The organism is Arthrobacter sp. BB-1 (assembly GCF_006151685.1).
Taxonomy (GTDB): Bacteria; Actinomycetota; Actinomycetes; order Actinomycetales; family Micrococcaceae; genus Arthrobacter.
In genome coordinates, this window is the sequence record NZ_VDEV01000002.1 from 285624 (window position 1) to 311436 (window position 25813).

Annotated in this window: 25 protein-coding genes and 1 tRNA gene; 21 read left to right on the top strand and 5 right to left on the bottom strand. The window is 65.8% G+C overall.

Translation table 11 applies throughout. The features are described from left to right. Positions 1-124 precede the first annotated feature (124 nt). The 3 genes from FHJ30_RS01700 to FHJ30_RS01710 all read right to left on the bottom strand — a co-directional run bounded on the left by FHJ30_RS01700 (position 125) and on the right by FHJ30_RS01710 (position 2732). The gene (locus FHJ30_RS01700) at positions 125-1138 is read right to left on the bottom strand and encodes an inorganic phosphate transporter (protein ID WP_139027533.1); all 1014 of its coding nucleotides are present in this window, start codon (positions 1136-1138) and stop codon (positions 125-127) included. Between the two features lies 1 nt (position 1139). Then, positions 1140-1757 carry a DUF47 domain-containing protein gene (locus FHJ30_RS01705; RefSeq protein ID WP_139027534.1) on the bottom strand — a complete coding sequence of 206 codons (618 nt, stop codon included), beginning with the start codon at positions 1755-1757 and terminating at the stop codon, positions 1140-1142. Between the two features lie 315 nt (positions 1758-2072). After that, a complete protein-coding gene (locus FHJ30_RS01710; protein WP_139027535.1) occupies positions 2073-2732 on the bottom strand; it encodes a hypothetical protein in 660 nt (219 codons plus the stop codon). A 188-nt stretch (positions 2733-2920) separates the two neighbouring features. On the opposite strand from FHJ30_RS01710, the gene FHJ30_RS01715 reads away from it, so the two are divergent. From FHJ30_RS01715 to FHJ30_RS01740, 6 genes are all read left to right on the top strand, one after another. Next, positions 2921-2993, top strand: a tRNA-Lys gene (locus FHJ30_RS01715). Positions 2994-3174: 181 nt separating this feature from the next. Continuing rightward, complete coding sequence (locus FHJ30_RS01720; protein ID WP_139027536.1) at positions 3175-4191, top strand: LacI family DNA-binding transcriptional regulator; 1017 nt, start codon at positions 3175-3177, stop codon at positions 4189-4191. Positions 4192-4309: 118 nt separating this feature from the next. Then, positions 4310-5143: a DUF4397 domain-containing protein gene (locus FHJ30_RS01725; protein WP_139027537.1), complete on the top strand. Its 834-nt coding sequence runs from the start codon at positions 4310-4312 to the stop codon at positions 5141-5143. 116 nt (positions 5144-5259) lie between these two features. Then, on the top strand, positions 5260-5982 hold the full coding sequence (locus FHJ30_RS01730) for a class F sortase (RefSeq protein WP_139027538.1): 723 nt from the start codon (positions 5260-5262) through the stop codon (positions 5980-5982). 50 nt (positions 5983-6032) lie between these two features. Beyond that, the gene (locus FHJ30_RS01735; RefSeq protein ID WP_139027539.1) at positions 6033-6611 is read left to right on the top strand and encodes an RNA polymerase sigma factor; all 579 of its coding nucleotides are present in this window, start codon (positions 6033-6035) and stop codon (positions 6609-6611) included. Then, positions 6598-7467, top strand: a complete 870-nt coding sequence (locus tag FHJ30_RS01740; RefSeq protein ID WP_139027540.1) for an anti-sigma factor — start codon at positions 6598-6600, stop codon at positions 7465-7467. The genes FHJ30_RS01735 and FHJ30_RS01740 overlap by 14 nt, the downstream gene beginning before the upstream one ends. Here the strand turns inward: FHJ30_RS01740 and FHJ30_RS01745 are convergent. Then, complete coding sequence (locus tag FHJ30_RS01745; protein WP_139027541.1) at positions 7429-7968, bottom strand: hypothetical protein; 540 nt, start codon at positions 7966-7968, stop codon at positions 7429-7431. The two genes, FHJ30_RS01740 and FHJ30_RS01745, sit on opposite strands and share 39 nt — an antisense overlap. 174 nt (positions 7969-8142) lie before the next feature. Here FHJ30_RS01745 and araB point away from each other — a divergent pair, with 174 nt between their 5' ends. From araB to araA, 3 genes are read left to right on the top strand one after another with little or no spacing between them, the layout of a single operon-like run. Further along, positions 8143-9891 carry a ribulokinase gene (gene araB, locus FHJ30_RS01750; protein WP_139027542.1) on the top strand — a complete coding sequence of 583 codons (1749 nt, stop codon included), beginning with the start codon at positions 8143-8145 and terminating at the stop codon, positions 9889-9891. Next, complete coding sequence (locus tag FHJ30_RS01755) at positions 9888-10601, top strand: L-ribulose-5-phosphate 4-epimerase (protein ID WP_139027543.1); 714 nt, start codon at positions 9888-9890, stop codon at positions 10599-10601. Before araB ends, FHJ30_RS01755 begins: the two co-directional genes overlap by 4 nt. Before the next feature lie 45 nt (positions 10602-10646). Next, complete coding sequence (gene araA / locus FHJ30_RS01760) at positions 10647-12167, top strand: L-arabinose isomerase (RefSeq protein WP_139027544.1); 1521 nt, start codon at positions 10647-10649, stop codon at positions 12165-12167. A gap of 120 nt (positions 12168-12287) precedes the next feature. On the opposite strand, the gene FHJ30_RS01765 is transcribed toward araA, so the two are convergent. Further along, positions 12288-13184, bottom strand: coding sequence for an ANTAR domain-containing protein (locus FHJ30_RS01765; RefSeq protein ID WP_139027545.1), 897 nt, complete (start codon positions 13182-13184; stop codon positions 12288-12290). 388 nt (positions 13185-13572) lie between these two features. On the opposite strand from FHJ30_RS01765, the gene FHJ30_RS01770 reads away from it, so the two are divergent. From FHJ30_RS01770 to FHJ30_RS01825, 12 genes are all read left to right on the top strand, one after another. After that, a complete protein-coding gene (locus FHJ30_RS01770; RefSeq protein ID WP_139027598.1) occupies positions 13573-15063 on the top strand; it encodes an alpha-N-arabinofuranosidase in 1491 nt (496 codons plus the stop codon). A gap of 137 nt (positions 15064-15200) precedes the next feature. Beyond that, a complete protein-coding gene (locus tag FHJ30_RS01775; protein WP_139027546.1) occupies positions 15201-15785 on the top strand; it encodes an HhH-GPD-type base excision DNA repair protein in 585 nt (194 codons plus the stop codon). Positions 15786-16043: 258 nt separating this feature from the next. Further along, entirely contained in the window at positions 16044-17168 is a 1125-nt protein-coding gene (gene chvE / locus FHJ30_RS01780) for a multiple monosaccharide ABC transporter substrate-binding protein (RefSeq protein WP_171058880.1), read from the top strand. A 94-nt stretch (positions 17169-17262) separates the two neighbouring features. After that, entirely contained in the window at positions 17263-18792 is a 1530-nt protein-coding gene (gene mmsA / locus FHJ30_RS01785; RefSeq protein WP_139027547.1) for a multiple monosaccharide ABC transporter ATP-binding protein, read from the top strand. A gap of 5 nt (positions 18793-18797) precedes the next feature. Next, positions 18798-20084, top strand: coding sequence for a multiple monosaccharide ABC transporter permease (gene mmsB / locus FHJ30_RS01790; protein WP_139027548.1), 1287 nt, complete (start codon positions 18798-18800; stop codon positions 20082-20084). Positions 20085-20279: 195 nt separating this feature from the next. Continuing rightward, positions 20280-21284, top strand: a complete 1005-nt coding sequence (locus FHJ30_RS01795) for a LacI family DNA-binding transcriptional regulator (protein WP_139027549.1) — start codon at positions 20280-20282, stop codon at positions 21282-21284. 53 nt (positions 21285-21337) lie between these two features. Further along, the gene (locus FHJ30_RS01800) at positions 21338-21889 is read left to right on the top strand and encodes a cysteine hydrolase family protein (RefSeq protein WP_139027550.1); all 552 of its coding nucleotides are present in this window, start codon (positions 21338-21340) and stop codon (positions 21887-21889) included. Positions 21890-22093: 204 nt separating this feature from the next. Beyond that, positions 22094-22396, top strand: a complete 303-nt coding sequence (locus FHJ30_RS01805) for an urease subunit gamma (RefSeq protein WP_139027551.1) — start codon at positions 22094-22096, stop codon at positions 22394-22396. A gap of 11 nt (positions 22397-22407) precedes the next feature. Continuing rightward, complete coding sequence (locus FHJ30_RS01810; RefSeq protein ID WP_139027552.1) at positions 22408-22761, top strand: urease subunit beta; 354 nt, start codon at positions 22408-22410, stop codon at positions 22759-22761. Beyond that, positions 22758-24500: an urease subunit alpha gene (gene ureC / locus FHJ30_RS01815; protein WP_139027553.1), complete on the top strand. Its 1743-nt coding sequence runs from the start codon at positions 22758-22760 to the stop codon at positions 24498-24500. Before FHJ30_RS01810 ends, ureC begins: the two co-directional genes overlap by 4 nt. 23 nt (positions 24501-24523) lie before the next feature. Continuing rightward, on the top strand, positions 24524-25003 hold the full coding sequence (ureE, locus tag FHJ30_RS01820) for an urease accessory protein UreE (protein WP_139027554.1): 480 nt from the start codon (positions 24524-24526) through the stop codon (positions 25001-25003). A 129-nt stretch (positions 25004-25132) separates the two neighbouring features. Beyond that, a complete protein-coding gene (locus tag FHJ30_RS01825) occupies positions 25133-25801 on the top strand; it encodes an urease accessory protein UreF (RefSeq protein WP_139027555.1) in 669 nt (222 codons plus the stop codon). Positions 25802-25813: the final 12 nt, after the last annotated feature.

Sequence of the window (25813 nt, forward strand, 5' to 3'; positions counted from 1 at the left end):
TCAGGACCCTGGCAACTTGCGCTGTAACCGCGAAATTCCGGGGACCTACTTTCGAATCTACGGCACGGTCAACGGCCTGTATAGGGGAAGCGAAGCCTTGCAGGAAGCCGAGCAGGCGCCGGGTTCAGCGGGCCACCGGAGTGAGTGCCAGGGCCAGCACGAATGCCAGCGCGGCCGTAACCGCCGGGGTGAGGATCCAAAGCCCCACGATCCGGATCACCAATTTCCGGTTGGTCACGGAAAAGTGCTGGTTCTCTCCGGCGCCGAGGACGGCCGATGTGACGGTGTGCGTGGTGGACAGCGGCCAGTGAAGCCCGATTGCACCCACAAAAAGCATCACCGCGCTGAAGATCTGGGCCACGGAGCCCCGCAGCGGGTCCACCCTGGTGATCTTGTAACCGATGGTGTGCGAGATCCGCCAGCCCCCGAACATGGTCCCGGCAGCTATCATCACCGCCGTCACCACCATCACCCACAGGGGCATGGCGCCGCCGTCGGAATACCCTGCTGCCAGCAGCGCCAGCAGGAGCACGGCGCTCACCCGCTGCCCGTCCTGCACACCGTGCCCAAAAGCCACCGCCCCGGCCGCCACGGCCTGGCTTCGGCGGAAGCGGTGGTTGACCACGTTGGGCTGGGTGTACCGTGCCGCCCATGTGGCCGGATAAACCAGCAGGAATGAGCCGCTGTAAGCGACAAGCGGGGACAGTACCAGCGGAAGCACCACCTGGAAGAGCAAGGATTGGTCCACGCCTCCAACGCCGGTTCCGCCCACTGCAAGGCTGGCCAGCCCGGCACCGGCAAGGCCGCCCACCAGGGCGTGGGTGGACGAGGCGGGAATGCCCCGCCACCACAGCAGGATTCCCCAGGCGCAGGCACTCGCCAGCCCGGCCACCAGGATGCTGAGGCCCTCGGGCCCCGGGGGAAGGCTGATCCAGGCCCGGCTGATGGCCACCGCCAGGCCGGCGCTTACCAGGGCGCCAAGGAAGTTGAAGAAGGCCGCCAGGAGGACCGCCACACTGGGTGTGAGTGCCCTGGTGCGGACGGCAAGCGCAACGGAGGTGGACGCGTCGCGAAAGCCGTTGAGGAATGCGAACGCCGCGGACAACAGGACCACCAGGCCGAAAATGAGCGGCGTCACCTCACGATTCCTTGACGATGAGGCTGCCCACCTGGGTGGCGATCCGCCGCATGTCCTTGGTGACTTCCACCAGCTGGTTGGCGATATCCCGATTGCGGGAGTACTGGGCCCATTTCATGTCCGCGATCATGTCCGCCACCCAGACGCGGTGGGTCCGTTCGGCGCGTTTGGTGAGGCGGAGGATTTCGATCCAGTAGTCCTCGAGGTCATCAAGGTTGTTGAGCCGGCGCATGGCATCCACCGTCAGTTCCGCCTGCCGGCTGATGATCTCCAGCTGGTCGGCGGCACGTTTGGGCAGCCGCTCCAGCTTGTACAGGGCCACCAGCTCTGCAGCCGCGTCCATCTTCTCCATCGCCTCGTTGAGGTAGCGGGAGAGCGCGTACATGTCCTCGCGGGGGAGCGGGTTCACGAAACTGGAGCGCATGTGCGTGAGGAGGGCGAAGTGCAGCTCCGCGGACTTCGCCTCGTGGTTGTGCATGTCCTCCACCAGTTTGCCGTGTTCAGCAGCAGGGACGCCAAGAATTTCGGCCAGGGTGGCGGTGGCCAGCACGATCTGCTGGGCCAACTGTGAAAGGAGGTCCAGCCCGGCGGGCTCCTGGGGGAAAAGGCGCAGCTTCACGTGTTTACCGGTCTCCGGGGAAAAGTACGGGCGGGGCGTTGCTGCCGTGTGACTTGACCCCGGCACGCAACTGAGCCAACTCTACCGGCCCGTAACTTGGCGCCCGCAAACAGGGCCGGAATGTCCCGAAGGACGGCAGGAAAAGTGGCAGAAAAATGGTGCCGAACCGGATACGCCTCTCGGCGGTAGGCCGCTCTAGGCGGCTAATTGTTGAAGCCCGGGGGTTTCGCGGCTCGGCACCGATTTCAGTTTTCTACTTTGGCTGGCGCAAGTCAATCTTGACAGATGGGGCAAGGACGGGGCAGGCCGCCAGGTTCAGTCGAGTTCGCCCAGCCGCCACGCGTTCGCGGCGTGCTCCAGGTCCTCAGCGGTCTTCACCAGCTGGTGCGAGTTCCGGGTGAGCTTGCTGGCCTGTGCTTCGTTGCCGTGCTCGGCACCGTCGGCGATGGTCGCCTGGCCGAGCGCCACAACCCGGCAGAAGGCTGCGGAACGCTCCAGCGCGACGTCGAACTCGCCGTCGAACGCGCCGGAGAGGATGGCATCGGCCATGGCCCGCATCTCATCGGCGCCCGGCGGCTCGGCCGCCCCGGCCACCACGTTGGACACCTGGGCGGTATCCTTGCCGGCCCTGAAGTACACAGAGATGCGCTCGGGGTCCTGGACCGTGGCAGCCCGCAATGCGTAGAGGCGCCACAACGCGCCGGGAAGTGAACGGGCCGGACTTTCCGCCCACATTTCCGCGATGGCCTCCAGCCCCTGCTCGTCGGCCAGTTTCACCAGGCGCTCAGTGACCACGGGATCGTCACTGTCGCGGCCATGGCGGACCAGGGCCTGGGCCGCGAGGTGGGCCGCCTCCGAAACGCGCGCGGGATCCGCGCCCCCGGCAAAGGGCTCGAAGTCGATGGGAGCGAAGGGCTTGGGCTTATGGTGCCGGTTCGCGCCGCCGTAAGGACTGGATCCTGCTTGCTCACTCATGCCCCCACGCTACTCCTGTGCCAAGGTGGAAATCGAGCATCCGTTCGCCTTGCCCGGCGCATGATTCCGCGCCCGACTGCGGATGGGCAGCTCCGTGCGAACGCGCCGGAACCATGGGTTAGAGTATTAACGTCCAGAAATGGATTGGGCCGAGGTGGGCAGCGCTTACAGCGTGAACCACCCGGCGGGGGCCTTTAGCTCAGTTGGTAGAGCATCGGACTTTTAATCCGTGGGTCGTGGGTTCGAGCCCCACAGGGCCCACTCTTTTAGCGAAGAGTGGAAAACCCCCGGTTCCTTGCAACAGCAGGGAACCGGGGGTTTTTATCTGTGGTCCGGGCAGAGCTGGCGTTCCTAAGCTTGTTCGCGGTTCCTGACCTTGAAGGTTCGGATTCGCGAACAAGCCCAGGACTGCCGGCAGGTCCGCAGCAGGCAGAATAGGCACATGGCAAAAAGCAGCAAGGGGCGGATGCCGCGCCTGGAGGACGTGGCGGACAAGGCCGGGGTTTCCCACCAGACCGTCTCCCGGGTGATCAACAACCACCCCAACGTGAGCGCAGCTACGCGGGCAAAGGTGGAGGCCGCCATTGCCGAGCTGGGGTACCGCCGGAATACCGCGGCCCGGAGCCTGGTGACCCGGCGCTCACAGACCATCGGCGTCCTGGCCAGCGAGCTGTCCCAGTACGGTCCGGCCAACACGCTCCTGGGGGTGGAACAGGCCGCCCGGAATGCCGGTTATTTTGTCAGCATTGCAGCCCTGAGAGAGGTAAGCAGGGATGCCATTTCCGACGCCGTCAACCACTTCATGGACCAGGCCGTTGACGGAATCGCAGTGCTGGTGCCCCACGCCGATACCCTGCTTGCCCTCGAAGAGATGCGGCTGCCAGTGCCTGTGGTGGCGGTGGGGTCCCTCGGCAGCAGCACTGTCAGCGGGGCCATGGTGGACCAGCGCGCGGGCGCCCAGTTGGCCGTCGCGCACCTCATCCGCCAGGGCCACCGCCGGATCGGCCACATCGCCGGACCGCAGGACTGGACGGACGGTTCGGAACGGGCCGAAGGCTGGCGCGAGGCACTCGGGGCCGCCGGTCTGGCGGACGACCTCCTGGTGCAGGGCGACTGGAGCGCCGGCAGCGGATACGAGGCCGGCCGGAAGCTCGCGGCCGGGCGGACCGCAACGGCGCTTTTCGTAGGCAACGACCAGATGGCGCTCGGCGTGCTGCGCGCCTTCGCTGAAGCGGGGGTCCGGGTGCCCGACGACGTCTCCGTGGTGGGGTTCGACGACCAGCCGGAATCGGGGTACTTCGCGCCACCGCTCACCACGGTGCGGCAGGACTTCGAGGAGCTGGGCCGGCGCTGCATGGACATCATGCTCAAGGAGATCGAAGCCGGCGCCGACGTCAGCTCCACAGTGGTCACGCCGGAACTGGTCCTCCGGGCGAGCACCGCCCCGCCCGCCGCCTAGCCGCACCAAAAAAATTCCTAACAAATTTCCATGCAAGTGCATCCAACTCTGATGCTGCGCCGGTAGTAGGGGTGTAAGCAAAACACGCCCGCACGGCGGGCCGATCAAGGAGAAGGACATGCGCAACAGGATCTTCACAGCAGGCGCCGGAGCAGCGGCAATCGCAGCTGCCATCGCTCTCGCCGGCCCTGCACAGGCGGCGGAAGGGGACGCCCAGCTTTCCGTCCTCCATGGCGTCCCGGGCCTTACCGTGGACGTTTGGGTCAACGGCGACCGAACGCTGGACGACTTCACACCCGGCAGCCTGGCCGGTCCGCTGGCACTGCCGCCAGGGGCCTACGAACTGGCCATCACCGCCTCGGATGCAGCCGATGCGTCCGCAGCCGTGATCGGCCCGGTCAGTGTCACCCTGGCCGCCAACGGCAACTACACCGCCGTCGCCAACCTTGACGCAGCGGGCAACCCCACGGCCAACCTCTTCACCAACAACGTTTCCCAGATCGAGGCCGGCAAGGGCAAGCTGACCGTCCGGCACACAGCCGCCGCCCCGGCCGTGGACGTCCTGGCCGGCGGTGCCCCCGTGGTGTCCAACCTCGCCAACCCGAACGAACAGACGCTCACGCTGGACCCGGGCACCGTTTCCGCTGCGGTTGCCGCCACCGGAACCACCGCGCCGGTTATCGGTCCGGCCGACGTCACGATCGCCGAGGGTACGCACACCATTGTGTACGCCTGGGGCAGCCTGGCGGACAAGAACCTCCAGCTCGCCGTCCAAACCATCGAGGGGCTGCACTCCGCTCCCGCCTCCGTGCCGGGAGCCCGTGACGGCTCCGGCGATGCTGCTCCGACCAACCCGGCCGCACTCACTGTCGGTCTTGGCGTCGCAGCCCTGGCACTGCTCCTCGGCGGCCTGGGCGTAACCCGCACCGCCGCCGCCCGCCGGGCAGAGTAGGCAGAGTACACCCCCACTGGCGGCCGCCCGGTGAAAGCCGGGCGGCTGTCCCCTTCCCATCAGGTGCAGGTTCCCGCCCAGGGACTGACGCGAGAAAGGCCGGACAGGTGGTCCCGATGCAAGTGAACGCCGGACAAGCACAAACAGGTACGACGACGGCAGGGGAGTACCGCCGTCGTCCTTCCGTTTTTTCCGGGGCCGCCGCCCTGTTGGCCGTGGCCCTGCTGCTTCCCGCCTGCGCGGCCGACCCCTCGCAACAGGCTCCGTCCTCCCCGCCGGCAGCCAGCCAGGCAGCTGCGCCGGCTCCAGTCCAGTCGGAAAGCCCCGCGGCCGCCGGGACTGCTCCCGTTCCGGACATTCCCGTGCGGCCCGCCACGCCGGAATCAACGGCAGCGGCACCTTCCCCGGTTTCGCTCACGGTGGCCGGAACCTCCATCGACATGCCCGTGGTGCCGGTGGGAGTTGTGGAGGGCGGGGCGATGGAAATACCCGACGCCTTCGACCGGGCTGGCTGGTACCGTTTTGGCCCGGCCCCAGGCGCGGCGGCGGGTACAGCCGTAATCGCCGGGCACATTGACACGAAATCGGATACTGCACCGTTCTCGCAGCTGAAAACGGTGGCCGCCGGAACGCTGGTGCAGGTGGGCCGCCAGGGTGCGCCTGCCCTGAACTACCGGGTGGTCAGCGTGGAGCTGATGGCCAAGGACAGGTTTGACGGCAGCTCAGTGTTCCGGCGCTCGGGTCCGCATGAACTTAAGGTGGTGACCTGCGGTGGCAAATGGCTGGACGAACGAATGGACTACAGCGACAATGTGATTGTCACCGCGGTCCTTGAGTGAGCGGTGATGCTGCCTTGATTTCCGCCACCGACGCCGCGAAGGAGCCACGTTTGGTACCTCCCGACCAGGCTCCGCGGGGTTGGGAAGACGAGCTCACACCCTCCTTCCTGGCCGGGGATGAACGCGCCCTGGCTGCTGCCTACCGTGAATTCGCGCCGCTGGTACACACCCTTGCACTGCGTTCGCTGCCCGACCGTTCGGCGGCGGATGATGTCACCCAGGAGGTCTTCATCCGCGTGTGGCGCTCCCGGAGCACCTTCAACCCGCAGGTTGCCAGGCTTCCCGCCTGGATCGTGGGCATCACCCGGAACGTCATCTCGGACACCCTGTCCGCCTCGGCCCGGGAAGCGCGGAAAGCCCTCGCGGCGGCGGGAGCCGGCATGGCGGACGAAGCCGGGAACGGCCTTGAAGATGCCGAACTCCTGGCCGACAGGCTCCTCCTGGATGGGGAACTGGACAGGCTTGGCGAACCCCAGGGCTCCATCATGAAGCTGGCCTTCTACGATGACCTGACCCATGAGCAGATCTCGCGGAAACTCGGCCTGCCTCTTGGTACCGTCAAGAGCCATATCCGCCGCAGCTTGTCCCACCTGAGAAACAGATTGGAGGTAAACCATGCCGCATCTTGATCCGGAAGAGTTGAGCCTCCTTGCCCTGTATGACGACTGGGACGACGGCGGCAGCAGGGAACACCTGCGGGCCTGCCCTGAGTGCGCGGCGGACTTCGCTGCGCTTCGCCGGGCCGTGGACGCGGTCAAGACGACGCCGGATGCCGGCAGCCTTGAGCGCCCCGGCCCCCAAGTGTGGGCAGGGATCCACAGGGAGCTGGGCCTGTCCGCGGCCGTGCAGGAAGATCCGTTGGTCAGGGCTGAGGCCGGGGCCGGGCAGGCAGCGGCAGGGCCCCAGGCGGCGGGCGAGCGCCAAGCGGGGGCCGAAGCCCAGGCGGCGGCCGAACGTGGGGCGGCGGAGGGCCGCAGGGAGGCAGCCGGCAGTCAGGCCGCGGCGGGGCCTGTTTCCCTGCAGGACAGGGCTGGAACCGGCCCTGCCCGGCGCCGGACCACAGCCTGGTGGCAGCGCCCGGGTACCTGGATGGCTGCTGCCGCGGCGGCTGTCCTGGTCACTGCGGGAGCTGTCTGGTCGCTCAACCAGGCGCCCCGGCCGCTTGCGGAAGCAGACCTTACGCCGCTTGCCCAGTTCTCCGCCGCCGGCTCGGCAAAGGTGGTGGAGGCAGCGGACGGTTCCCGTGCCCTGGAGATACAGCTCAGCAAGGACGAGGCGAAGGGCTACCAAGAAGTCTGGCTGATCGCCCCCGACCTCTCCCGGCTGGTGAGCCTGGGTGTGATGAATTCCGATTCGGGAACCTTCCAGTTGCCCGCCGGCCTGCAGCTCTCGGAATACCCCATTGTTGACGTCTCGGACGAGCCCGTGGACGGCAATCCCGCCCATTCAAGCGTCAGCATCGTCCGGGGCACGCTCAACACCTGAGCGGCTCCGCCCTTGGACCGCTGACAGCAACGTGGCCCCTTGCGTGGCCAAAACCGTGGCCGCCAGTGCGGCTGCGGCGTGGAGGTGCAGCATCAGGTGCGGGGAGTGGGCAGCGCCGGATCCTTCCGCGGAAGGTGTTGCCGGGTCCGGCGCCCGCGGGTCCGGCGCTCCTCCGTGGTGGCCGGGAAGGGAAAGGCCGCTGGCTGTGGAAAACGCGTCGAAGGCCAGGTGCAGCAGCTGCTGCACCAGGCCGGCGGCGAGCAGTACAGCCCACCCCGGGAGCCGGCGTCCGCCCGAGATCGAGGCAGCTATCGACGCGGCCATCCCCAGCAGGGCAGCCAGGGCGGTGACGATGAGGATGCCGGGTGCCTGGCCGCCGGCAACCACGTGGGCGGCCAGGCCCAGCCCGGCGGAAAGGGGGCCGGCGAGCCACGCAGGGGAAGCGCCCCGTGTGGTCCGGCTGGAGCCTGCAGGTGCCGGCGCGGTTGATGCACCCTCCATCGCTTCCTCCCGTGGCCGTCTTTCCAGTCTTCCTGCCTTTACCCGGGCTGGCTGCGAATATGCCTGGAACCCACAATCGTTTCCTCTTGACTTTCCCCTGTTGACTTCACTTCTGTTAGCGCTCACAATTGTGGTCAGGCCGCGAAGCTGCGGCAGCTATGGAGGAAGCTTCTTATGGACGCAGTGGGTACCCCGGATACATTCGTTGTCGGCGTAGACTACGGAACGCTCTCGGGCCGTGCGGTGGTGGTGCGGGTTCGGGATGGCAAGGAACTCGGCAGCGGTGTCTACGACTATCCGCATGCCGTGGTGACGGATTCCCTCCCGGAGGACGTGGCTGGCCGCGGCGATGACGGACGAACGGTGCGGCTTCCCGGCGAATGGGCCCTGCAGGTACCGAACGACTACCGGGAGGTCCTGCGCAACGCGGTTCCCGCCGCTGTTGCCGAGGCGGGGATTGACCCGGCCGCCGTCGTCGGCATTGCCACGGACTTCACCGCCTGCACCATGGTGCCGGCCAAGGCGGACGGCACGCCGCTGAATGAAGTGCCAGGGTTCGAACGCCGTCCGCACGCCTACGTGAAGCTGTGGCGCCACCACGCGGCACAGCCGCAGGCTGACCGGATCAACCAGTTGGCCGCCGAGCGCGGCGAAACCTGGCTTCCCCGCTACGGCGGGCTCATCTCCTCTGAGTGGGAGTTCGCCAAGGGCCTGCAGCTGCTGGAGGAGGATCCGGAAGCCTACGCGGCAATGGACCATTGGGTGGAGGCTGCTGACTGGATAGTCTGGCAGTTGTGCGGCGAGTATGTCCGCAATGCCTGCACCGCCGGCTACAAGGGCATCTACCAGGATGGGCGCTACCCATCCACGGACTTCCTGGCCGCCCTGAATCCGCAGTTCAAGGATTTCGTCAGCGCCAAACTGGAGCACACCATCGGCCGCCTGGGTGAAGCCGCCGGGTACCTGACTGCCGAAGCCGCGGCCTGGACCGGGCTGCCGGAGGGCATCGCCGTGGCTGTGGGCAACGTGGACGCCCACGTCACTGCCCCGGCCGCGAAGGCTGTAGATCCGGGCCAGCTGGTGGCCATCATGGGCACCTCAACCTGCCACGTCATGAATGGCGCGGAGCTGCGTGAAGTGCCCGGCATGTGCGGGGTGGTTGACGGTGGCATTGTTGAAGGGCTGTGGGGCTACGAGGCCGGCCAGTCCGGCGTGGGGGACATCTTCGGCTGGTTCACCAAGTACGGCGTGCCCCCCGAATACCACCAGGCGGCCGAGGCAGCGGGACTGGGCATCCACGAATACCTCACGGAGCTGGCTTCGCGGCAGGCCATCGGTGAGCACGGCCTGATCGCTCTGGACTGGCACTCGGGCAACCGCTCGGTCCTGGTGGACCACGAGCTTTCCGGCGTCGTGGTGGGGCAGACCCTCGCCACCCGGCCTGAAGACACCTACCGCGCGCTGCTGGAGGCCACCGCCTTCGGCACCCGCACCATCGTGGATGCTTTCCGCGGCTCGGGCGTCCCCGTGGAGGAGTTCATCGTGGCTGGCGGCCTGCTCAAGAACCCGCTCCTGATGCAGATCTACGCGGACGCCACCGGCCTGCAGCTCTCCACCATCGGGTCCGCCCAGGGTCCGGCATTGGGGTCCGCCATCCATGCGGCCGTCGCAGCCGGCGCCTACCCGGACATCCGGGCTGCGGCCGCCGCGATGGGCTCGGAACCGGGCGAGGTGTACACGCCGATTCCCGAAAACGTGGCCGCCTACGAGGAGCTGTTCCAGGAGTACAAGGCCCTGCACGACTACTTCGGCCGGGGCACCAACGATGTGATGCACCGGCTCAAGGCCATCCAGCGCAGGGCTGCCGGTCCCGTCTTTGCCGCCGGCGCTGCTGCCGAGGCTCCTGTGGAGGTGTCCGCATGAGCGCCGAAAAGGCAGCGGGAGCCGGAATCCTGGAAACCATCGCCGGCGTCAGGGAGGAAGTCTGTGCCCTGCATGCCGAGCTGACCCGGTATGGGCTGGTGGTATGGACGGCGGGAAACGTCTCCGCCCGGGTCCCCGGCTACGAGTTGATGGTCATCAAGCCCTCCGGCGTCTCCTACCAGGACCTGACCCCGGAACAGATGGTGGTCACGGACCTGTACGGCGAGCCTGTCGCGGGAGGCGCAGCAGGTGCGTGGGGCAACCCGCCGCTCTCGCCGTCGTCGGACACCGCAGCCCATGCCTACGTCTACCGGCACATGCCCGAGGTGGGCGGGGTGGTGCACACACACTCCACCTACGCCACGGCCTGGGCGGCGCGCGGTGAAGCCATCCCATGCGTGCTGACCATGATGAGCGACGAATTCGGCGGATCCATTCCGGTGGGGCCATTCGCGCTGATCGGTGATGACTCGATCGGCCACGGCATCGTGGAGACGCTGAAGAACTCGAACTCGCCGGCCGTGTTGATGCAGAACCACGGCCCGTTCACTATCGGCAAGGACGCCAAATCCGCTGTCAAGGCCGCCGTGATGTGCGAGGAAGTGGCCCGCACGGTCCACATCGCACGGCAACTGGGTGAGCCCATCGCCATCGACCAGGGCTCCATCGACTCCCTCTACGCCCGCTACCAAAACGTCTACGGCCAATAGCCGCCCCGCCCGGCCGGCCCCCACAACTTACTTCCAGGAGCATCCATGAGCACTGCAGCAAACACTTCCCTTGACGGTTTTGAGGTCTGGTTCCTCACCGGCAGCCAGCACCTCTACGGCGAGGACGTCCTTAAGCAGGTGGCCGCGCAGTCGCAGGAGATCGCCAACCAGCTCAACGCCGCCTCATCGGTTCCGGTGCGGATCGTGTGGAAGCCGGTCCTCACGGACTCGGACTCCATCCGCCGCACCGCACTGGAGGCCAATGCGGACGACTCCGTCATCGGCGTCACCGCCTGGATGCATACCTTCTCCCCGGCCAAGATGTGGATCTCCGGCCTGGACCTGCTCCGCAAGCCGCTGCTGCACCTGCACACCCAGGCCAACCGGGACCTGCCGTGGGCGGACATCGATTTCGACTTCATGAACCTGAACCAGGCCGCGCACGGCGACCGCGAGTTCGGCTACATCCAGTCCCGCCTGGGCATCGCCCGGAAGACCGTCGTCGGGCACGTCTCCAACCCCGAGGTGGCCCGCCAGGTCGGTTCCTGGCAGCGTGCCGCCGCCGGCTGGGCCGCCGTCCGCACCCTGAAGTTGACCCGCTTCGGCGATAACATGCGCAACGTCGCCGTCACCGAAGGCGACAAGACCGAGGCGGAACTGCGCTTCGGTGTCGCGGTCAACACCTGGTCCGTCAACGAGCTCGCCGAGGCGGTGCACGGCGCCGGGGAGTCCGACGTCGACGCGTTGGTTGCCGAGTACGAGGACCTTTACGACGTGGTTCCGGAGCTCCGCGCAGGCGCGGCCCGCCACGAATCGCTGCGGTACGGCGCGAGGATCGAACTGGGCCTGCGCAGTTTCCTTGACGCCAACGGCTCCGCGGCGTTCACCACCTCCTTCGAGGACCTCGGGGCCCTCCGCCAGCTCCCAGGCCTGGCCGTGCAGCGGCTGATGGCCGCAGGGTACGGCTTTGGCGCCGAGGGTGACTGGAAGACCGCCATCCTGGTCCGCGCCGCCAAGGTGATGGGCGCCGGCCTGCCCGGCGGCGCCTCCCTGATGGAGGACTACACCTACCACCTGGAGCCCGGTTCGGAGAAGATCCTGGGCGCGCACATGCTCGAGGTCTGCCCCTCGTTGACCGCCGCGAAGCCCCGGCTGGAGATCCACCCGCTGGGCATCGGCGGCAAGGAAGACCCCGTGCGGCTGGTGTTCGACGCCGATGCCTCCCCGGGCGTCGTCGTGGCCCTTTCGGACATGCGGGACCGGTTCCGCCTGGTGGCCAACGCCGTCGACGTCGTGCCCCTGGACCAGCCGCTGCCCAACCTGCCCGTTGCCCGCGCCCTATGGCAGCCAAAGCCGGACTTCGCCACCTCCGCCGCCGCCTGGCTCACGGCCGGCGCCGCGCACCACACGGTCCTGTCCACCCAGGTGGGCATGGACGTGTTCGAGGACTTCGCTGAAATCGCCAGGACCGAGCTGCTGACCATCGATGAAGGAACCACCATCCGGCAGTTCAAGAAGGACCTGAACTGGAACGCCGCCTACTACAAACTGGCCGTCGGGATCTAAACAATCCTGCGAGTTTTTGTCCAGGTGTGCCGATCTCATTGCCCGTGAAGCCTGCACAGCTGGACAAAAACTCCCGGGTCGGAGGCCGATTCACCGCCTATGCAGCCCCGCCTATGCAGCTCAGTGGCCGAAGTGGGCGCGGGGCGGACCCTCGGGCAACCGCTCCAGGATATCCTCCGCCACCCGGCGCACCTTGATGTTCCGGTGGCTGGAAGCCTTGGCGAGGATGGAGAATGCCTCGTGGTACGAGCACCGGTTCTGTGCCATGATCACGCCGCAGGCAACGTTGATTGATGTCCGGCTGTCCAGCGCGGAGCGCAGGTCGGTGGCCATGGACCTGGCCGAGTGGAGGCTGATGGCCATTCCCAGGCTCTTCGCGGCAAGTCCGGCGAAGGTGCGGGCTTCGGCGATGACCTGCAGCGGGAAAGCCTTGGCGTCCTGGGCGAAGAATGCCAGGCCGGCGGCTGTCTCGCCAAAAGCGGCTCCGTCCGCGGCCGCGCTTTCGGCGCCGTCGGTTCCCACCCGCAGCCGTACGCCCATGGCGCTGCCGAACCCCGCCAGTTGCAGCTGTGTGGAATACCGCGGCCACCGGAAGTCGCCGTTCCGCTGGAGTACCGCCACAGGATGGCCGCCGGACAGGACCTCGTTCAGCGGGCCCTCCTTGGTTTCCTGTTCCCATTCCAGGAGCCTGGCCACATCTTCCGAGGTGCCGGTGGCTGTTGGATTCCTCTTAGGCTGGTGCACCACCACTCCGCACTCGATCCGGAGCCCCGTGGCCTGGACTACTGTCCGGACGGTTGCGGCCGCCAGCAGGTCGAGGGATTCGAGCAGGCTGTTGGTGCCGGTGACCAGGTCAAGCAACAGCCCGTCCTGGGCGCCGGACTCGGCCGGGCTTCCAGGGGCGGGACGTGCCGGCGCCTGCCGGTGGTTCAGGCCCTGCTGGGAACGAAGAGGGCCGGCGACGGCTGGGGGAGAGGCCTTGGTCTCAAAGGCCTCCTCGTCGCCGGCCCCGCTCAATACCCGCGTCCGATGGACCGGGAAACCCGCGCTTACCTGCTGTGCGTGCATTGCCGTCTCACACCCCCTAGTGAGCCAAGTACTACAAGCCAGAACACGTCTTGTCTCTGAGAAAAACCTAGTTCGGACGCTGGGGCCGGCGAACGCGTAAGAAGTACCCGACTTTGAGATTAGGTACTACTTGGATTTCCGCCCCGCCACGAGGCCGTGGGCGTCCCCCCCGGTCGGCGTGCGGTGATCCGGGCCGATCCCCCTGCGGCCCCTCCCGCAGCCCGTGCGGACCGTGCTTGACTCCTGCCGCCGCAACACGAACAATGCTATCTATAACGTTGTAAAAGTATGAGACAAGGATGTTTTAGTGACAGAACCAGCCGCAGCCAAAATCACCATGGACCCCGCCTTCGTGGTGGGACCGGTCCGCCGGCGCACTTTCGGTGCCTTTGTTGAGCACCTCGGCCGGTGTGTGTACACCGGTATCTTCGAGCCGGAACACCCCGACGCCGACGAGGACGGGTTCCGCCGGGACGTGCTGGAGCTGACCCGTGAGCTGGGCGTGTCAACCGTCCGTTACCCGGGCGGGAACTTCGTTTCCGGCTACCGCTGGGAGGACGGCGTGGGGCCGGCGGACAAGCGGCCGGTGCGGCTGGACCTGGCTTGGCATTCCACCGACCCCAACCTGGTGGGCGTGGACGAGTTCGCCAAGTGGTCGGCCAAGGCCGGCGTCGAGCCGATGATGGCCGTGAACCTGGGCACCCGCGGCACGCAGGAGGCGCTTGACCTGCTGGAGTACTGCAACATCGACGGCGGCACCGCCTTCTCTGACCAGCGAAGGGCCAACGGTGCGGAGAACGGCTACGGCATCAGGATGTGGTGCCTGGGCAACGAGATGGACGGGCCCTGGCAGATTGGGCACAAGAACGCTCTGGAGTATGGCCGCCTGGCAGCGGACACTGCCCGCGGAATGAGGATGATCGACCCCGACCTGGAGCTTGTGGCCTGCGGCAGCTCCGGGCCCAGCATGCCCACCTTCGGAGAATGGGAGCGCGTGGTCCTTTCCGAAACCTACGAGCTGGTGGACCTGATTTCGGCCCACCAGTACTTCGAGGACTTTGGCGATCTGCAGGAGCACCTCTCGGCCGGGCACCGGATGGAAGCCTTCGTCCGTGACATCGTCAGCCACATCGACCACGTGAAGTCGGTGAAGAAGTCCGCCAGGCAGGTCAACATCTCCTTCGATGAGTGGAACGTCTGGCACATGAGCCGCGACGAGTCCCGCGTCCCCAACGGCAAGGACTGGCCCGTGGCCCCCGTCCTCCTCGAGGACACTTACACGGTGGCGGACGCAGTCGTTGTGGGCGACCTCCTGGTCACGCTGCTTAGGAACACGGACCGCGTCCATTCGGCCAGCCTGGCCCAGCTGGTGAACGTGATCGCCCCAATCATGACCGAGCCCGGCGGCCGCGCGTGGAAGCAAACCACCTTCCACCCGTTCGCCCTCACTTCCCGCCACGCTTCCGGAACAGTGCTGCAGCTCGCTGTCGAATCCCCGCTGGTCACCGGCGGCAAGACGGCGGACTTTGCCGCGGTGTCCGCCGTCGCAACCTATGACGCCGGCAAAGGCGAGGCGGTCGTCTTTGCCGTCAACCGCTCGGCCACGGAGGCGCTCAGCCTGGACGCCGCGGTGTCCGGCCTGGGCGGCGTGCGCGTGGTGGAGGCCCTCACCTACGCCAACAAAGACCCCTACTGGCAGGCAACCGCTGATGATTCGACGTCGGTCCTGCCGGCCGAAAACATCACGGCGAAGGCCGACGGCGGCCGCCTCACCGCCCAGCTCCCGCCCGTGTCCTGGTCCATGATCCGCCTGGCGGTCAACCAGTAGCCCTGCACCCGAGTTTTGTCCAGATATGCGGAGATAAACCGCGTATAACCCTGCATACCTGGACAAAAACTCCGCGGGGAGGGTGCATGGGGACGGTCGGGAGGGGTGCATGACGACGGCGGTCCTCCTCTGGGAGGATGGACCGCATGGAATTGCACATCACAGGGGATCCCGCCGCGGACAAGTTGCTGAGCGAGGACGCCTTCGCACTGCTGACCGGCATGCTGCTGGACCAGCAAGTGACCATGGAGTCCGCGTTCGCGGGGCCGGAGAAAATCAGGACGCGGATCGGGTCCATGAAACCCGCGGCCATCGCGGCGCAGGAGCCGGGGGCATTTGTGGAGATGTTCAAGGAACGGCCCGCAGTGCACCGCTTCCCCGGCTCAATGGCGGCTCGTGTCCAGGCGCTCGCCGAGACCGTCCAGGGCGAGTGGGGCGGCGACGCCACCGCGATCTGGACCAAAGGCGGCCCTGACGGTACTGAAGTGCTGCGCCGGCTGAAGGCGTTGCCCGGCTTCGGCGAGCAGAAGGCAAAGATCTTCCTGGCACTGCTCGGCAAGCAGTGCGGACTCCAGGCGCCGGGCTGGCGTGAAGCCGCGGGGCATTATGGGGAAGAAGGCTCCTACCTCTCGGTGGCGGACATTGTGGACCCGGAGTCCCTGGCCAAGGTACGTGCCAGCAAGCAGGCGGCCAAGGCAGCTGCGAAAGCCGCAAAGGCCTGACCTGCCGTTCCGTCGGGGCCGGTTCGCGCCCCGTAGCAGAATTGTGACTTGCTCCATAGCCCAAGCCCGGGTTAGGCTCGTGCACTGTTAGCGCTAACAGTGCCGACGCTTCCGGCCATGCCTTGTCCGGGTTCGACGGCGCCAGGCGCTGCTTGGAGCACCCGGGAACGCTGCAAAAATCCCGGCTCAGCGGGAGGCATCGATGCCTTCCGCTCCAGCACCGATGCGTGGCTGAAGTGGCCGCGGGAGGAGAATAGCGTGAAAATCAGGAAACTCGTGGGCGCCATAGCCGTCGCCCTGGCACTAACGGTGGGCGCCACCGGCTGTGGGACCCGCGGAGGGGCCGCTGAATCCGGCGGCACGGCCAACCCGAGCCAATCACTCGTCGGCATCTCCATGCCGACCCAGACGTCCGAGCGGTGGATAGCCGACGGGAACAACGTGGAGAAATCGCTGAAGGAACTCGGCTACAAAACCGACCTTCAATTCGCCAACGACGACATCCCGACCCAGGTGTCACAAATTGAGAACATGCTGACCAAGGGCGTCAAGGCCTTGATCATCGCCGCTATCGACGGCACAACCCTGACGGACGTCCTCGCCAAAGCCAAAGAGCAGGATGTCAAAGTGATCGCCTATGACCGGTTGATCAACGGCACGCCTAACGTCGACTACTACACGACCTTCGACAACTACACAGTAGGCGTTCAGCAGGCCACTTCACTCCTGACCGGCCTCGGGCTCCTTGATGCCCAGGGCAAGAAGGTGGACGGCGTTGGCCCTTTCAACGTCGAACTGTTTGCGGGAAGCCCTGACGACAACAACGCCAACTTCTTCTGGACTGGTGCCATGGACACCCTGAAGCCGTTCCTTGACGCAGGCGCCCTCAAGGTTCCCAGCGGCCAGACCAAATTCGAGCAGGCCGCCATCCTGCGCTGGCAGGCCCCTGTGGCCCAGAAGCGGATGGAAGACATCCTCACTGCCGCCTACAGTTCAGGGCAGAAGCTCGACGGCGTCTTGTCCCCTTACGACGGGCTTTCCATCGGCATCATCTCCGCTCTCACGAGCACCGGTGGGTATTCCGGAGGGAACCTTCCGGTCGTGACCGGCCAAGACGCTGAGAAGGGGTCGGTCAAGTCCATTATCGCTGGGGAACAGTACTCGACGATCTTCAAGGACACCCGGGAGCTCGGCAAGCAGGCCGTGAAGATGGTCGACGCCGTCCTCAAGAACGAGGAACCGGAAACCAACGACACCACCACCTATGACAACAAAGTCAAGGTTGTTCCGGCCTACCTGCTGGAGTCCGTGATTATCACCAAGGACAACCACAAGCAGGAACTGATCGACTCCGGCTACTACACAGAAGCTGACGTCAAGTAGGAGCCGGTGAGGTTGCGGCCGGGTGTTCCTGGCCGCAACCTCGGCAGCCCCTGCATGCAGGAGCCAGGCTTCCGCGAGTCAGCGGGAAATGACCATGAACGTACCCATTCTGCAAATGCGGGGAATCACCAAGACATTCCCCGGCGTGAAGGCCCTCCAGGACGTCACTCTGGATGTGAACCGCGGCGAGGTGCATGCCATCTGCGGCGAAAATGGCGCAGGCAAATCCACCTTGATGAAGGTGTTGTCCGGGGTTTACCCGCATAACACCTTCGAGGGGGACATATTGTTCGAGAACGAGCCCTGTGACTTTGCGAGCATCAGCGACAGTGAGAAACGCGGCATTGTCATCATCCATCAGGAACTCGCCCTCAGCCCCTACCTGTCGATCGCCGAGAATATTTTCCTGGGCAACGAACTGTCGACGCGGGGTTGGGTGGACTGGCGCAAGACGAACCTTGAGGCCGCCAAGCTGCTGGCCCGCGTGGGCCTGAATGAAAACCCCGTTACGCCCATCCAGCACATCAGTGTTGGAAAGCAGCAACTCGTCGAGATCGCCAAGGCACTCTCCAAGGAAGTCAAGCTGCTCATCCTCGACGAACCCACCGCTGCGTTGAACGACGAGGACTCCAATCATTTGCTGGATCTCATCCTGCACCTGAAGGCACAAGGCGTCACCAGCATCATCATCAGCCACAAACTCAACGAAATCCGGAAGGTGGCCGATGCCGTCACGATCATCCGGGACGGCAAGACGATCGAGACGCTGCGCCTGAACGAAGGGGAGATAACCCAGGAAAGGATCATCCGCGGAATGGTCGGCCGGGACCTGGAAAGCCTCTACCCGGAGCGGACTCCGGTCATTGGCGAGGAGGTCCTGCGCATAGAGGACTGGTCCGTGCAACACCCCCAGGACCACACGCGCACGGTAGTCCAGAATGCGAGCCTGCACGTGCGGAAAGGCGAGGTTGTTGGGTTGGCGGGGCTCATGGGAGCCGGCCGCACGGAACTGGCCATGAGCGTCTTCGGGCGTACCTACGGCCGGGCCGTATCAGGGCGGGTGCTCAAGTACGGCAAGGAGATCAATACCTCCACCGTTTCCGACGCCATCCGCCAGGGAATCGCCTATGCCACGGAAGACCGCAAGCACTACGGGCTGAACCTCATTGAGGACATTAAGCGCAACATCTCCATGGCCAGCCTGGGCAAACTCGCCAACAGGGGCTGGGTGGACAAGAACGAAGAAACGGCTGTGGCCAACCGCTACCGAACCAGCATGAACATCAAGGCTCCCACGGTTGCCGCGATTACCGGGAAGCTCTCGGGTGGAAACCAGCAAAAGGTCGTCCTCAGCAAGTGGATGTTTTCGGACCCCGACGTCCTGATCCTTGATGAACCGACCCGGGGTATTGACGTTGGGGCCAAATTCGAGATTTACACGATCATCGCGAGGCTTGCTTCCGAGGGGAAAGCCGTCATCGTCATCTCCTCGGAACTCCCCGAGCTCCTGGGCATCTGCGACAGGATCTACACCATGTCGGCGGGCCGCGTCACCGGCGAGATCCCCATTGCCGAGGCGTCCCAGGAGACGCTCATGCACTACATGACCCAAGAAAAGGAATAGCGACCATGTCCGCCTTACGAGAATCACTCGGTTTCCTGACGAGCCGCCTCCGCCAGGTCGGCATCTTTGTCGCCCTGATCCTGATCGTCCTGCTCTTCCAAATACTCACCGACGGCATCCTGCTCCAGCCGCAAAACGTGACAAACCTCGTAGTCCAGAACAGCTACATCCTGATCCTGGCCATCGGCATGGTGATGGTGATCATCGCCGGCCATATCGATCTTTCTGTCGGGTCCATCGCCGGCTTCATCGGTGCGGTGTCGGGGGTGATGATAGTCCACTGGGGCTGGGCGTGGTGGATCGCCATCCCCGCCTGCCTGCTGGTGGGGGCCTTAGTGGGTGCCTGGCAGGGGTATTGGATCGCCTATGTGGGCATCCCTGCCTTCATCGTCACCCTCGCCGGAATGCTGATCTTCCGCGGCCTGACCTTGATCACACTGAAAAACCAGCAGATCACACCTTTTCCTGAGGAACTGCGCGCGTTGGGCGGGGGCTTCCTGCCGGACATCACGGGGGGTAACTCGGTACTCGAAATCCTCACCGTCATCCTGGGAGTGGGCGGCACGGCGGCCATCGTGTTCCAAGCCCTCAAAGAGCGCCGCGTGCGCCGGAAATATGATCTTGAAAACGAGCCCATGGCGTGGTTCGCCATCAAGACGGCCTTCATCGCGGTGCTGATGCTCATCATCACGTTCCTGCTGGCGAGCTACCGCGGAACTCCGATCGTCCTGATCGTACTGGCAGCTTTGGTCATCATCTACTCGGCACTGATGAACAACAGCATCTTCGGCCGGCACATCTACGCAATCGGCGGCAACCTCCACGCGGCAGAACTTTCAGGTATTAAGACCAAGGCCGTCACCTTCCGGCTTTTCGTCAACATGGGTGTCCTGGCAGCCCTTGCAGGCCTGGTCTTCACCGCCCGCCTCAACTCTGCCCAGCCTGCAGGCGGTACGGGCTTCGAGCTGGACTCCATCGCGGCGGTCTTCATTGGCGGTGCTGCTGTGCAGGGTGGCGTGGGCACCGTCGCCGGAGCCATGATCGGCGGGCTGATCATGGGCGTGCTGAACAACGGAATGTCCATCCTTGGCCTTGGCACCGACTACCAGCAACTGATCAAGGGCCTGGTCCTCCTGGTGGCCGTTGCCTTTGACATCTTCAATAAAAACCGGGTCGGGGGAGGACCCGCAATGTCCACCCGGTTCAAGCTCCGGAGGACACCGCCGGCCAGCGAGCAGAAGACGGCAGCCACCGAGCCGGTCGAGCCCGTGGGGACTGCCCGCGGCCAGTGAAGCCGGGAGCATCGGCTCTTCCCCGGTGGGAACGCTGACGCTGAGGTGCCTCGTCCAACCGGACCGTAGCTGGTGCGGCGATACGTTCGAAATGTATCGCCGCACCGGCTTTTGGTCTTTCCTGGGTCCTGCACGGCTTCGATTTTCTGCAACGATGTATGGCAGGAACTGGCGGAACCACACAAAGGAGCCACGATGGCGGTCACCATGAACGACGTTGCGAGGGCGGCGGGGGTGTCGCTCAAGACCGTCTCCAACGTGCTCAATGACTACGAATTCATCCGGCCTGCCACCAAGCAGCGGGTCCTGGACGCCATCGCGGAGCTGGGCTACGAGGCCAACCTGACCGCGCGCAGCCTCCGGTCCGGGAAAACCAGGATGCTGGGCCTGATGCTCGCCGACCTCTCCGCGCCCTACTACGCGGAACTGGCGTCAAGGCTGATGAAGGCGGCGTCCCGGCGCGGGTACCGGGTCCTGGTGGAACAGTCGGACGCGGTGGGCGAGGTGGAACTGAACACCCTGCAGGGCCCGTTCCGCCAGCTCACCGACGGGCTGCTGTTCACTCCGCTGGTGATTGACGCGGACAGCATCGCCGGCCGCCTGGGCACGAAGCCCCTGGTCTTGCTGGGCGAGCACATCCTGGATCCCCGGTTCGACCTTGTCACCATGAAGAACGCTGAAGCTGCTGCCGCCCTCACCACGCACCTGCTGGCGGGCGGCCGCCGTCGGATTGCCGTGGTCGGTGCCCACCCCGGGGAGGCAGCGGGCAGCGCGGGCCTGCGCCTCAACGGCTACCGCAAGGCGCTGGACAACGCAGGGGTGCCGTTTGATCCGGCCCTGATCGCCCCCTGCGAGTGGCGCCGGGACAACGGCGCTGCTGCCGTGGCCGGCCTCCTGGACAACGGCGTGCAGTTCGACGCCGTGTTCGGCCTGAATGACGTCCTGGCCCTGGGGGCCATGCACGAGCTGCTGATCCGCGGCATCCGGGTTCCGCAGGAGGTGGCCGTGGCGGGCTTCGACGACATCGACGAGGCCCGGTTCGCCGCACCCTCGCTGACCACCATCTCGCCCGGCATGGAGGAAATCGCGGAACGCTCCATCGGGCTGCTCATCGACCGGATCGAGGGGCGCACTGCGGAGGAGCAAGGGGTGCACGTGGAGGCCGGTTTCCGGCTGGAGGTCCGCGAGTCGGCACCGTAGGGGTTGTTCCTGTCGAGGTTTCGCCGGGCACGCCACGGGGTACGGTTCCGGACATGATTGCACTTCTTGTCATCGACATGCAGAACGCATACTTCGAGGCGCCCGAACTTGCCGCGCAGCAGGAAAGGCTGGTGGCGTCCTGCAACAGGCTGCTGGAGGCCTTCAAGGCGAGCGGCCACAAGGCCCTGATGGTGGGGACGGAACACGAGCGGGACAAGTCAACCTGGACGCTGAACATGCTCGACGACGACCAGGGCTTCATTTTCCGCGGCACCGAGCAGGCGCAGGCTGTACCTGGACTCGCCCTCGACGGACTGCCGCAGCTGAACAAAACACGGGACAGCGCCTTCGTGGGCACCAACCTGCTGTCCCGGCTGCGCAACTGGGGCGCGGATGAGGTGGTCCTCGCCGGGGTGTCCACCCACAACTGCATCGCCCAGACCGGCGCAGACGCCTTCGCCCACAACATCCGGGTCACCTACGCCAGGGACGCGATGGCCTCCGAGGACACCCAGGACGCTGCGGACATGCTGCGCATCCTCTCCACCAGCTACCGCCAGCCCGTCCAGTCCACCGAGGAGATCCTCGCGCGGCTGGCCCGCTGAGTCTCCCCGCCTTTTGGAGCCGACGACGGCGTGTCCCGGCGACGCGCCGTCGTCATCGCCTTCCCTGCGCCGAGACCTGGGGAAATTCAGCGCAACGCCGGGCGTGCACGCGGAGAGCCGGCGCTAACAAACCTGAAACGTGGCCGAAACGTCCGCCACCTACTGTGGGTCCCACGCCGTCCGATGGCTGCCGAAGGGACCCTCATGCATTTGATGCCACGTGAGCAGGAAAAGCTTCTGATCGTGGTGGCCGCCGACCTCGCGCGCCGCCGCCAGGCCCGCGGGCTCAAGCTCAACTACCCCGAGGCCGTGGCCATCATCAGCTACGAACTGATCGAGGGCGCCCGCGACGGCCGCACTGTGGCCGACCTGATGAGCTATGGCACCACCCTGCTCAGCCGCGGGGACGTCATGGAAGGCGTACCCGAGATGATCCACGACGTGCAGATCGAGGCCACCTTCCCCGACGGCACCAAGCTCGTCACCGTCCACGATCCCATCCGCTGAAGGGGCAGGCCATGATCCCAGGAGAGTACGTCCTCCGGCCCGAGCCGGTGACGGCAAACGCCGGACGGGAGGCGATTGAGCTGCCCGTCACCAACACTGGCGACCGGCCCGTGCAGGTGGGCTCGCACTTCCACTTCGCCGAGGCCAACCGCGCCCTGGCCTTCGACCGGGAAGCCGCCTACGGGCGCCGGCTGGACATCCCCGCCGGGACCGCTGCACGGTTCGAACCGGGTGACTCGCGGAGTGTGCGGCTAATCGAACTGGCCGGGTCCCGCGAGGTGTTCGGGCTCAGCAACGCTGTGAATGGAAAGCTCGACGGCGGCGCCCGCACGGGCGGGTCCGTCACGGAAGGGGGCGGCAAGTGAGTTTCGAGATTCCCCGCCGGCAGTACGCCGATCTGTACGGCCCGACGACGGGCGACGCCATCCGCCTGGCGGACACCGAGCTGTTCCTCGAGATCGAGCGCGACCTCACCGTCTACGGCGAGGAAGTGGTGTTCGGCGGCGGCAAGGTGATCCGCGACGGGATGGGCCAGAACGGCCAAGCAGTCCGTAATGAGGATGTGCCGGACACCGTGATCACCAACGCCGTGATCCTGGACTACACCGGCATCTACAAAGCGGACGTCGCCCTCAAGGACGGGCACATCTTCAGGATCGGCAAGGCCGGCAACCCGCAGATCACGGACGGCGTGGACATCGTGATCGGCGCCAGCACCGAAATCATCGCCGGCGAACGCAAGATCCTCACCGCCGGGGGAGTGGACACGCACATCCACTTCATCTCCCCGGACCAGATCCCAACGGCCCTGACCAGCGGCATCACCACCATGATCGGCGGCGGCACCGGCCCGGCCGAAGGAACCAAGGCCACCACCGTGACGCCCGGAAAGTGGCACATCCAGCGAATGCTCCAGGCCGCCGAAGGCTTCCCCATGAACATCGGCCTGTTCGGCAAAGGCCATGCATCCGCCGTCGAACCCCTGGCCGAGCAGATCCGCGCCGGTGCCATCGGCCTGAAGGTCCACGAGGACTGGGGCGCCACCACCTCCTCGATCGACACCTCGCTGACGGTGGCTGACGAGTACGACGTCCAGGTGGCCATCCACACGGACACCCTGAACGAGTGCGGCTTTGTGGAAGACACCATCCGCGCCATCAACGGCCGGGTCATCCACACCTTCCATACCGAGGGAGCAGGCGGCGGGCACGCGCCGGACATCATCAAGATCGCCGGCATGCCCAACGTCCTGCCGGCCTCCACCAACCCCACCCTGCCGTACACCCGCAACACCATCGAAGAGCACCTGGACATGTTGATGGTGTGCCACCACCTCAACCCGGACATCCCCGAGGACGTGGCGTTTGCTGATTCCCGGATCCGGGCCGAGACCATCGCCGCCGAGGACGTGCTGCAGGATATGGGGATCTTCTCCATCACCTCCTCCGACTCGCAGGCGATGGGCCGGGTGGGCGAGGTCATCACCCGCACGTGGCAGGTGGCGGACAAGATGAAGAAGCAGCGCGGGTTGCTGACAGCTCCTGGCGGCGGGATTGAAGATGCCTCCCACGGCAGCGCCGGCAGCGACAACTTCCGGCTGAAGCGCTACGTGGCCAAGTACACGATCAACCCGGCCATCGCCCAGGGCATCGCGGACTCCGTTGGCTCAGTGGAGGTGGGCAAGTTCGCCGACCTGGTGCTGTGGGACCCGGCGTTTTTCGGCGTGAAACCCGAGCTGGTGCTCAAGGGCGGGCAGATTGCCTATGCGCTGATGGGTGATGCCAACGCCTCCATCCCCACCCCGCAGCCGCGCACAATGCGGCCGATGTTTGGCGCGTTCGGCAAAGCTGTCCGGCAGTGCTCCATCACGTTCCTGTCCCAGGCGGCCATTGACGCCGGCGTCCCCCAGGAACTGGGGCTGGAGAAGGTGATCCGCCCCGTCTCCGGCATCCGGACGCTCACCAAGGCCGACCTGAAATACAACGACGCCACCCCGGACATCCAGGTGGATCCGGAAACGTACCAGGTAAAGGTCGACGGCGAGGACGTCACCTGTGAGCCGGCCGACGTCCTGCCCATGGCCCAGCGCTACTTCCTCTTCTAGAACTTCGAACGTCGGAGCCACACGTGATCATCGAAAAAGTCCTCGGCAACCTGCACGAACTGCCGGACCCGCACGCCTACGCAGGGCTGCACCAGGAAAAAGTGGTCCTCCCCAGCGCGCAGTTGGTCAAACGCATCCAGCGGGCCACCACAGACCACGGCAAGGAAATCGGCATCCGCCTGCCCGCAGGCTCCGGCGACCTGCGGGACGGGGACATCCTCCACGTCGAAGAGACCAACATGATCGTGGTGTCAGTCCTGCCCACCGACATCCTGGTCATCGCTCCCCGGACCATCCACGAGATGGGCGTCGTGGCCCACTCCCTCGGCAACCGGCACCTCCAGGCCCAGTTCTTCGACTCCGAGAGCGAGTATGGGGCCGACGTCATGGTGTGCGCCTACGACCACACCGTCGAGGACTACCTTGTCCACGTGGGTGCGCCCTATACCCGCCAGGAACGCGTCATGCCTGTGCCTTTCCGCCATGCTGAGCACAGTCACTAACGCTCTCCCCGTTTCCCCGGCTTGGGACGCCGCGAGGGATATGGGGCCGTGCCCGCTCCGCGGTGCCCGCCACGCCGCGGCCCCATATCCCTCGCGTCGCTTGCGTTCCTCACCGCGGGTGCGCCTTCAGTGAGCAGCTACCAGCTTGCTCTTCAACAGTTGGTCGACTCTGCGCTTCCTACCGGGGCTTTTGCGCACTCTCTTGGGTTTGAAAGCTATGTTGACGCCGGGGTGGTCGCTGATGAGGCTGGTTTCGGGGAGTGGTTGTCTGTTTTTGCCTCGCAGTCGCTTACCTACTCTGACGGGCTGGCCATTCGCTTCCTTTATGAGGGCTGGGACTTGGCGGAGCTGGATGGTCTCTTGTCTGCTTCGCTCTTGTCGCGGCAGGTTCGGGAGGCCAGCCTCAAGATGGGCTCGCGGTTGCTCGAGATCGGTGGGGAGGTTTTTCCCTCGCCTGCGCTGGGACTGTACCGGGACCTGGTGGCCAGCGGGCGGGCCGCGGGGCACCAGCCGCTGGCATTCGCCGTCGTCGCCCGTTCGCTCGGCGTGCCGCTCCAGGAGGCGCTCGGCGCCTACCTTTTCGCCACCGCCACCTCCCTGACGCAGAACGCCGTCCGCGCCATCCCGCTGGGCCAGAACGCAGGCCAGCGGCTGCTGAGGCAGGCGGCCGACGGCGTTGCTGCCGCCGTCGAACGCATCCCGCACCTTACGCCGGACGACTTCGGGGCCGTCAGCCCCGGACTGGAAATTTCGCAAATGCGGCACGAACGCCAACGTGCCCGGATGTTCATGAGCTAACTGTGCTTTTTA

What these genes read in the sequence shown, in the direction of transcription:
- FHJ30_RS01745 (WP_139027541.1), bottom strand. Translation starts at nt 7,968, where the DNA reads ATGGAGGGTGCATCAACCGCGCCGGCACCTGCAGGCTCCAGCCGGACC.
- FHJ30_RS01800 (WP_139027550.1), top strand. Translation starts at nt 21,338, where the DNA reads ATGATTGCACTTCTTGTCATCGACATGCAGAACGCATACTTCGAGGCG.
- FHJ30_RS01740 (WP_139027540.1), top strand. Translation starts at nt 6,598, where the DNA reads ATGCCGCATCTTGATCCGGAAGAGTTGAGCCTCCTTGCCCTGTATGAC.
- FHJ30_RS01720 (WP_139027536.1), top strand. Translation starts at nt 3,175, where the DNA reads ATGGCAAAAAGCAGCAAGGGGCGGATGCCGCGCCTGGAGGACGTGGCG.
- FHJ30_RS01725 (WP_139027537.1), top strand. Translation starts at nt 4,310, where the DNA reads ATGCGCAACAGGATCTTCACAGCAGGCGCCGGAGCAGCGGCAATCGCA.
- FHJ30_RS01795 (WP_139027549.1), top strand. Translation starts at nt 20,280, where the DNA reads ATGGCGGTCACCATGAACGACGTTGCGAGGGCGGCGGGGGTGTCGCTC.
- araA (WP_139027544.1), top strand. Translation starts at nt 10,647, where the DNA reads ATGAGCACTGCAGCAAACACTTCCCTTGACGGTTTTGAGGTCTGGTTC.
- FHJ30_RS01755 (WP_139027543.1), top strand. Translation starts at nt 9,888, where the DNA reads ATGAGCGCCGAAAAGGCAGCGGGAGCCGGAATCCTGGAAACCATCGCC.
- FHJ30_RS01810 (WP_139027552.1), top strand. Translation starts at nt 22,408, where the DNA reads ATGATCCCAGGAGAGTACGTCCTCCGGCCCGAGCCGGTGACGGCAAAC.
- araB (WP_139027542.1), top strand. Translation starts at nt 8,143, where the DNA reads ATGGACGCAGTGGGTACCCCGGATACATTCGTTGTCGGCGTAGACTAC.
- FHJ30_RS01805 (WP_139027551.1), top strand. Translation starts at nt 22,094, where the DNA reads ATGCATTTGATGCCACGTGAGCAGGAAAAGCTTCTGATCGTGGTGGCC.
- FHJ30_RS01770 (WP_139027598.1), top strand. Translation starts at nt 13,573, where the DNA reads ATGGACCCCGCCTTCGTGGTGGGACCGGTCCGCCGGCGCACTTTCGGT.
- FHJ30_RS01775 (WP_139027546.1), top strand. Translation starts at nt 15,201, where the DNA reads ATGGACCGCATGGAATTGCACATCACAGGGGATCCCGCCGCGGACAAG.
- mmsA (WP_139027547.1), top strand. Translation starts at nt 17,263, where the DNA reads ATGAACGTACCCATTCTGCAAATGCGGGGAATCACCAAGACATTCCCC.
- FHJ30_RS01730 (WP_139027538.1), top strand. Translation starts at nt 5,260, where the DNA reads ATGCAAGTGAACGCCGGACAAGCACAAACAGGTACGACGACGGCAGGG.
- mmsB (WP_139027548.1), top strand. Translation starts at nt 18,798, where the DNA reads ATGTCCGCCTTACGAGAATCACTCGGTTTCCTGACGAGCCGCCTCCGC.
- FHJ30_RS01710 (WP_139027535.1), bottom strand. Translation starts at nt 2,732, where the DNA reads ATGAGTGAGCAAGCAGGATCCAGTCCTTACGGCGGCGCGAACCGGCAC.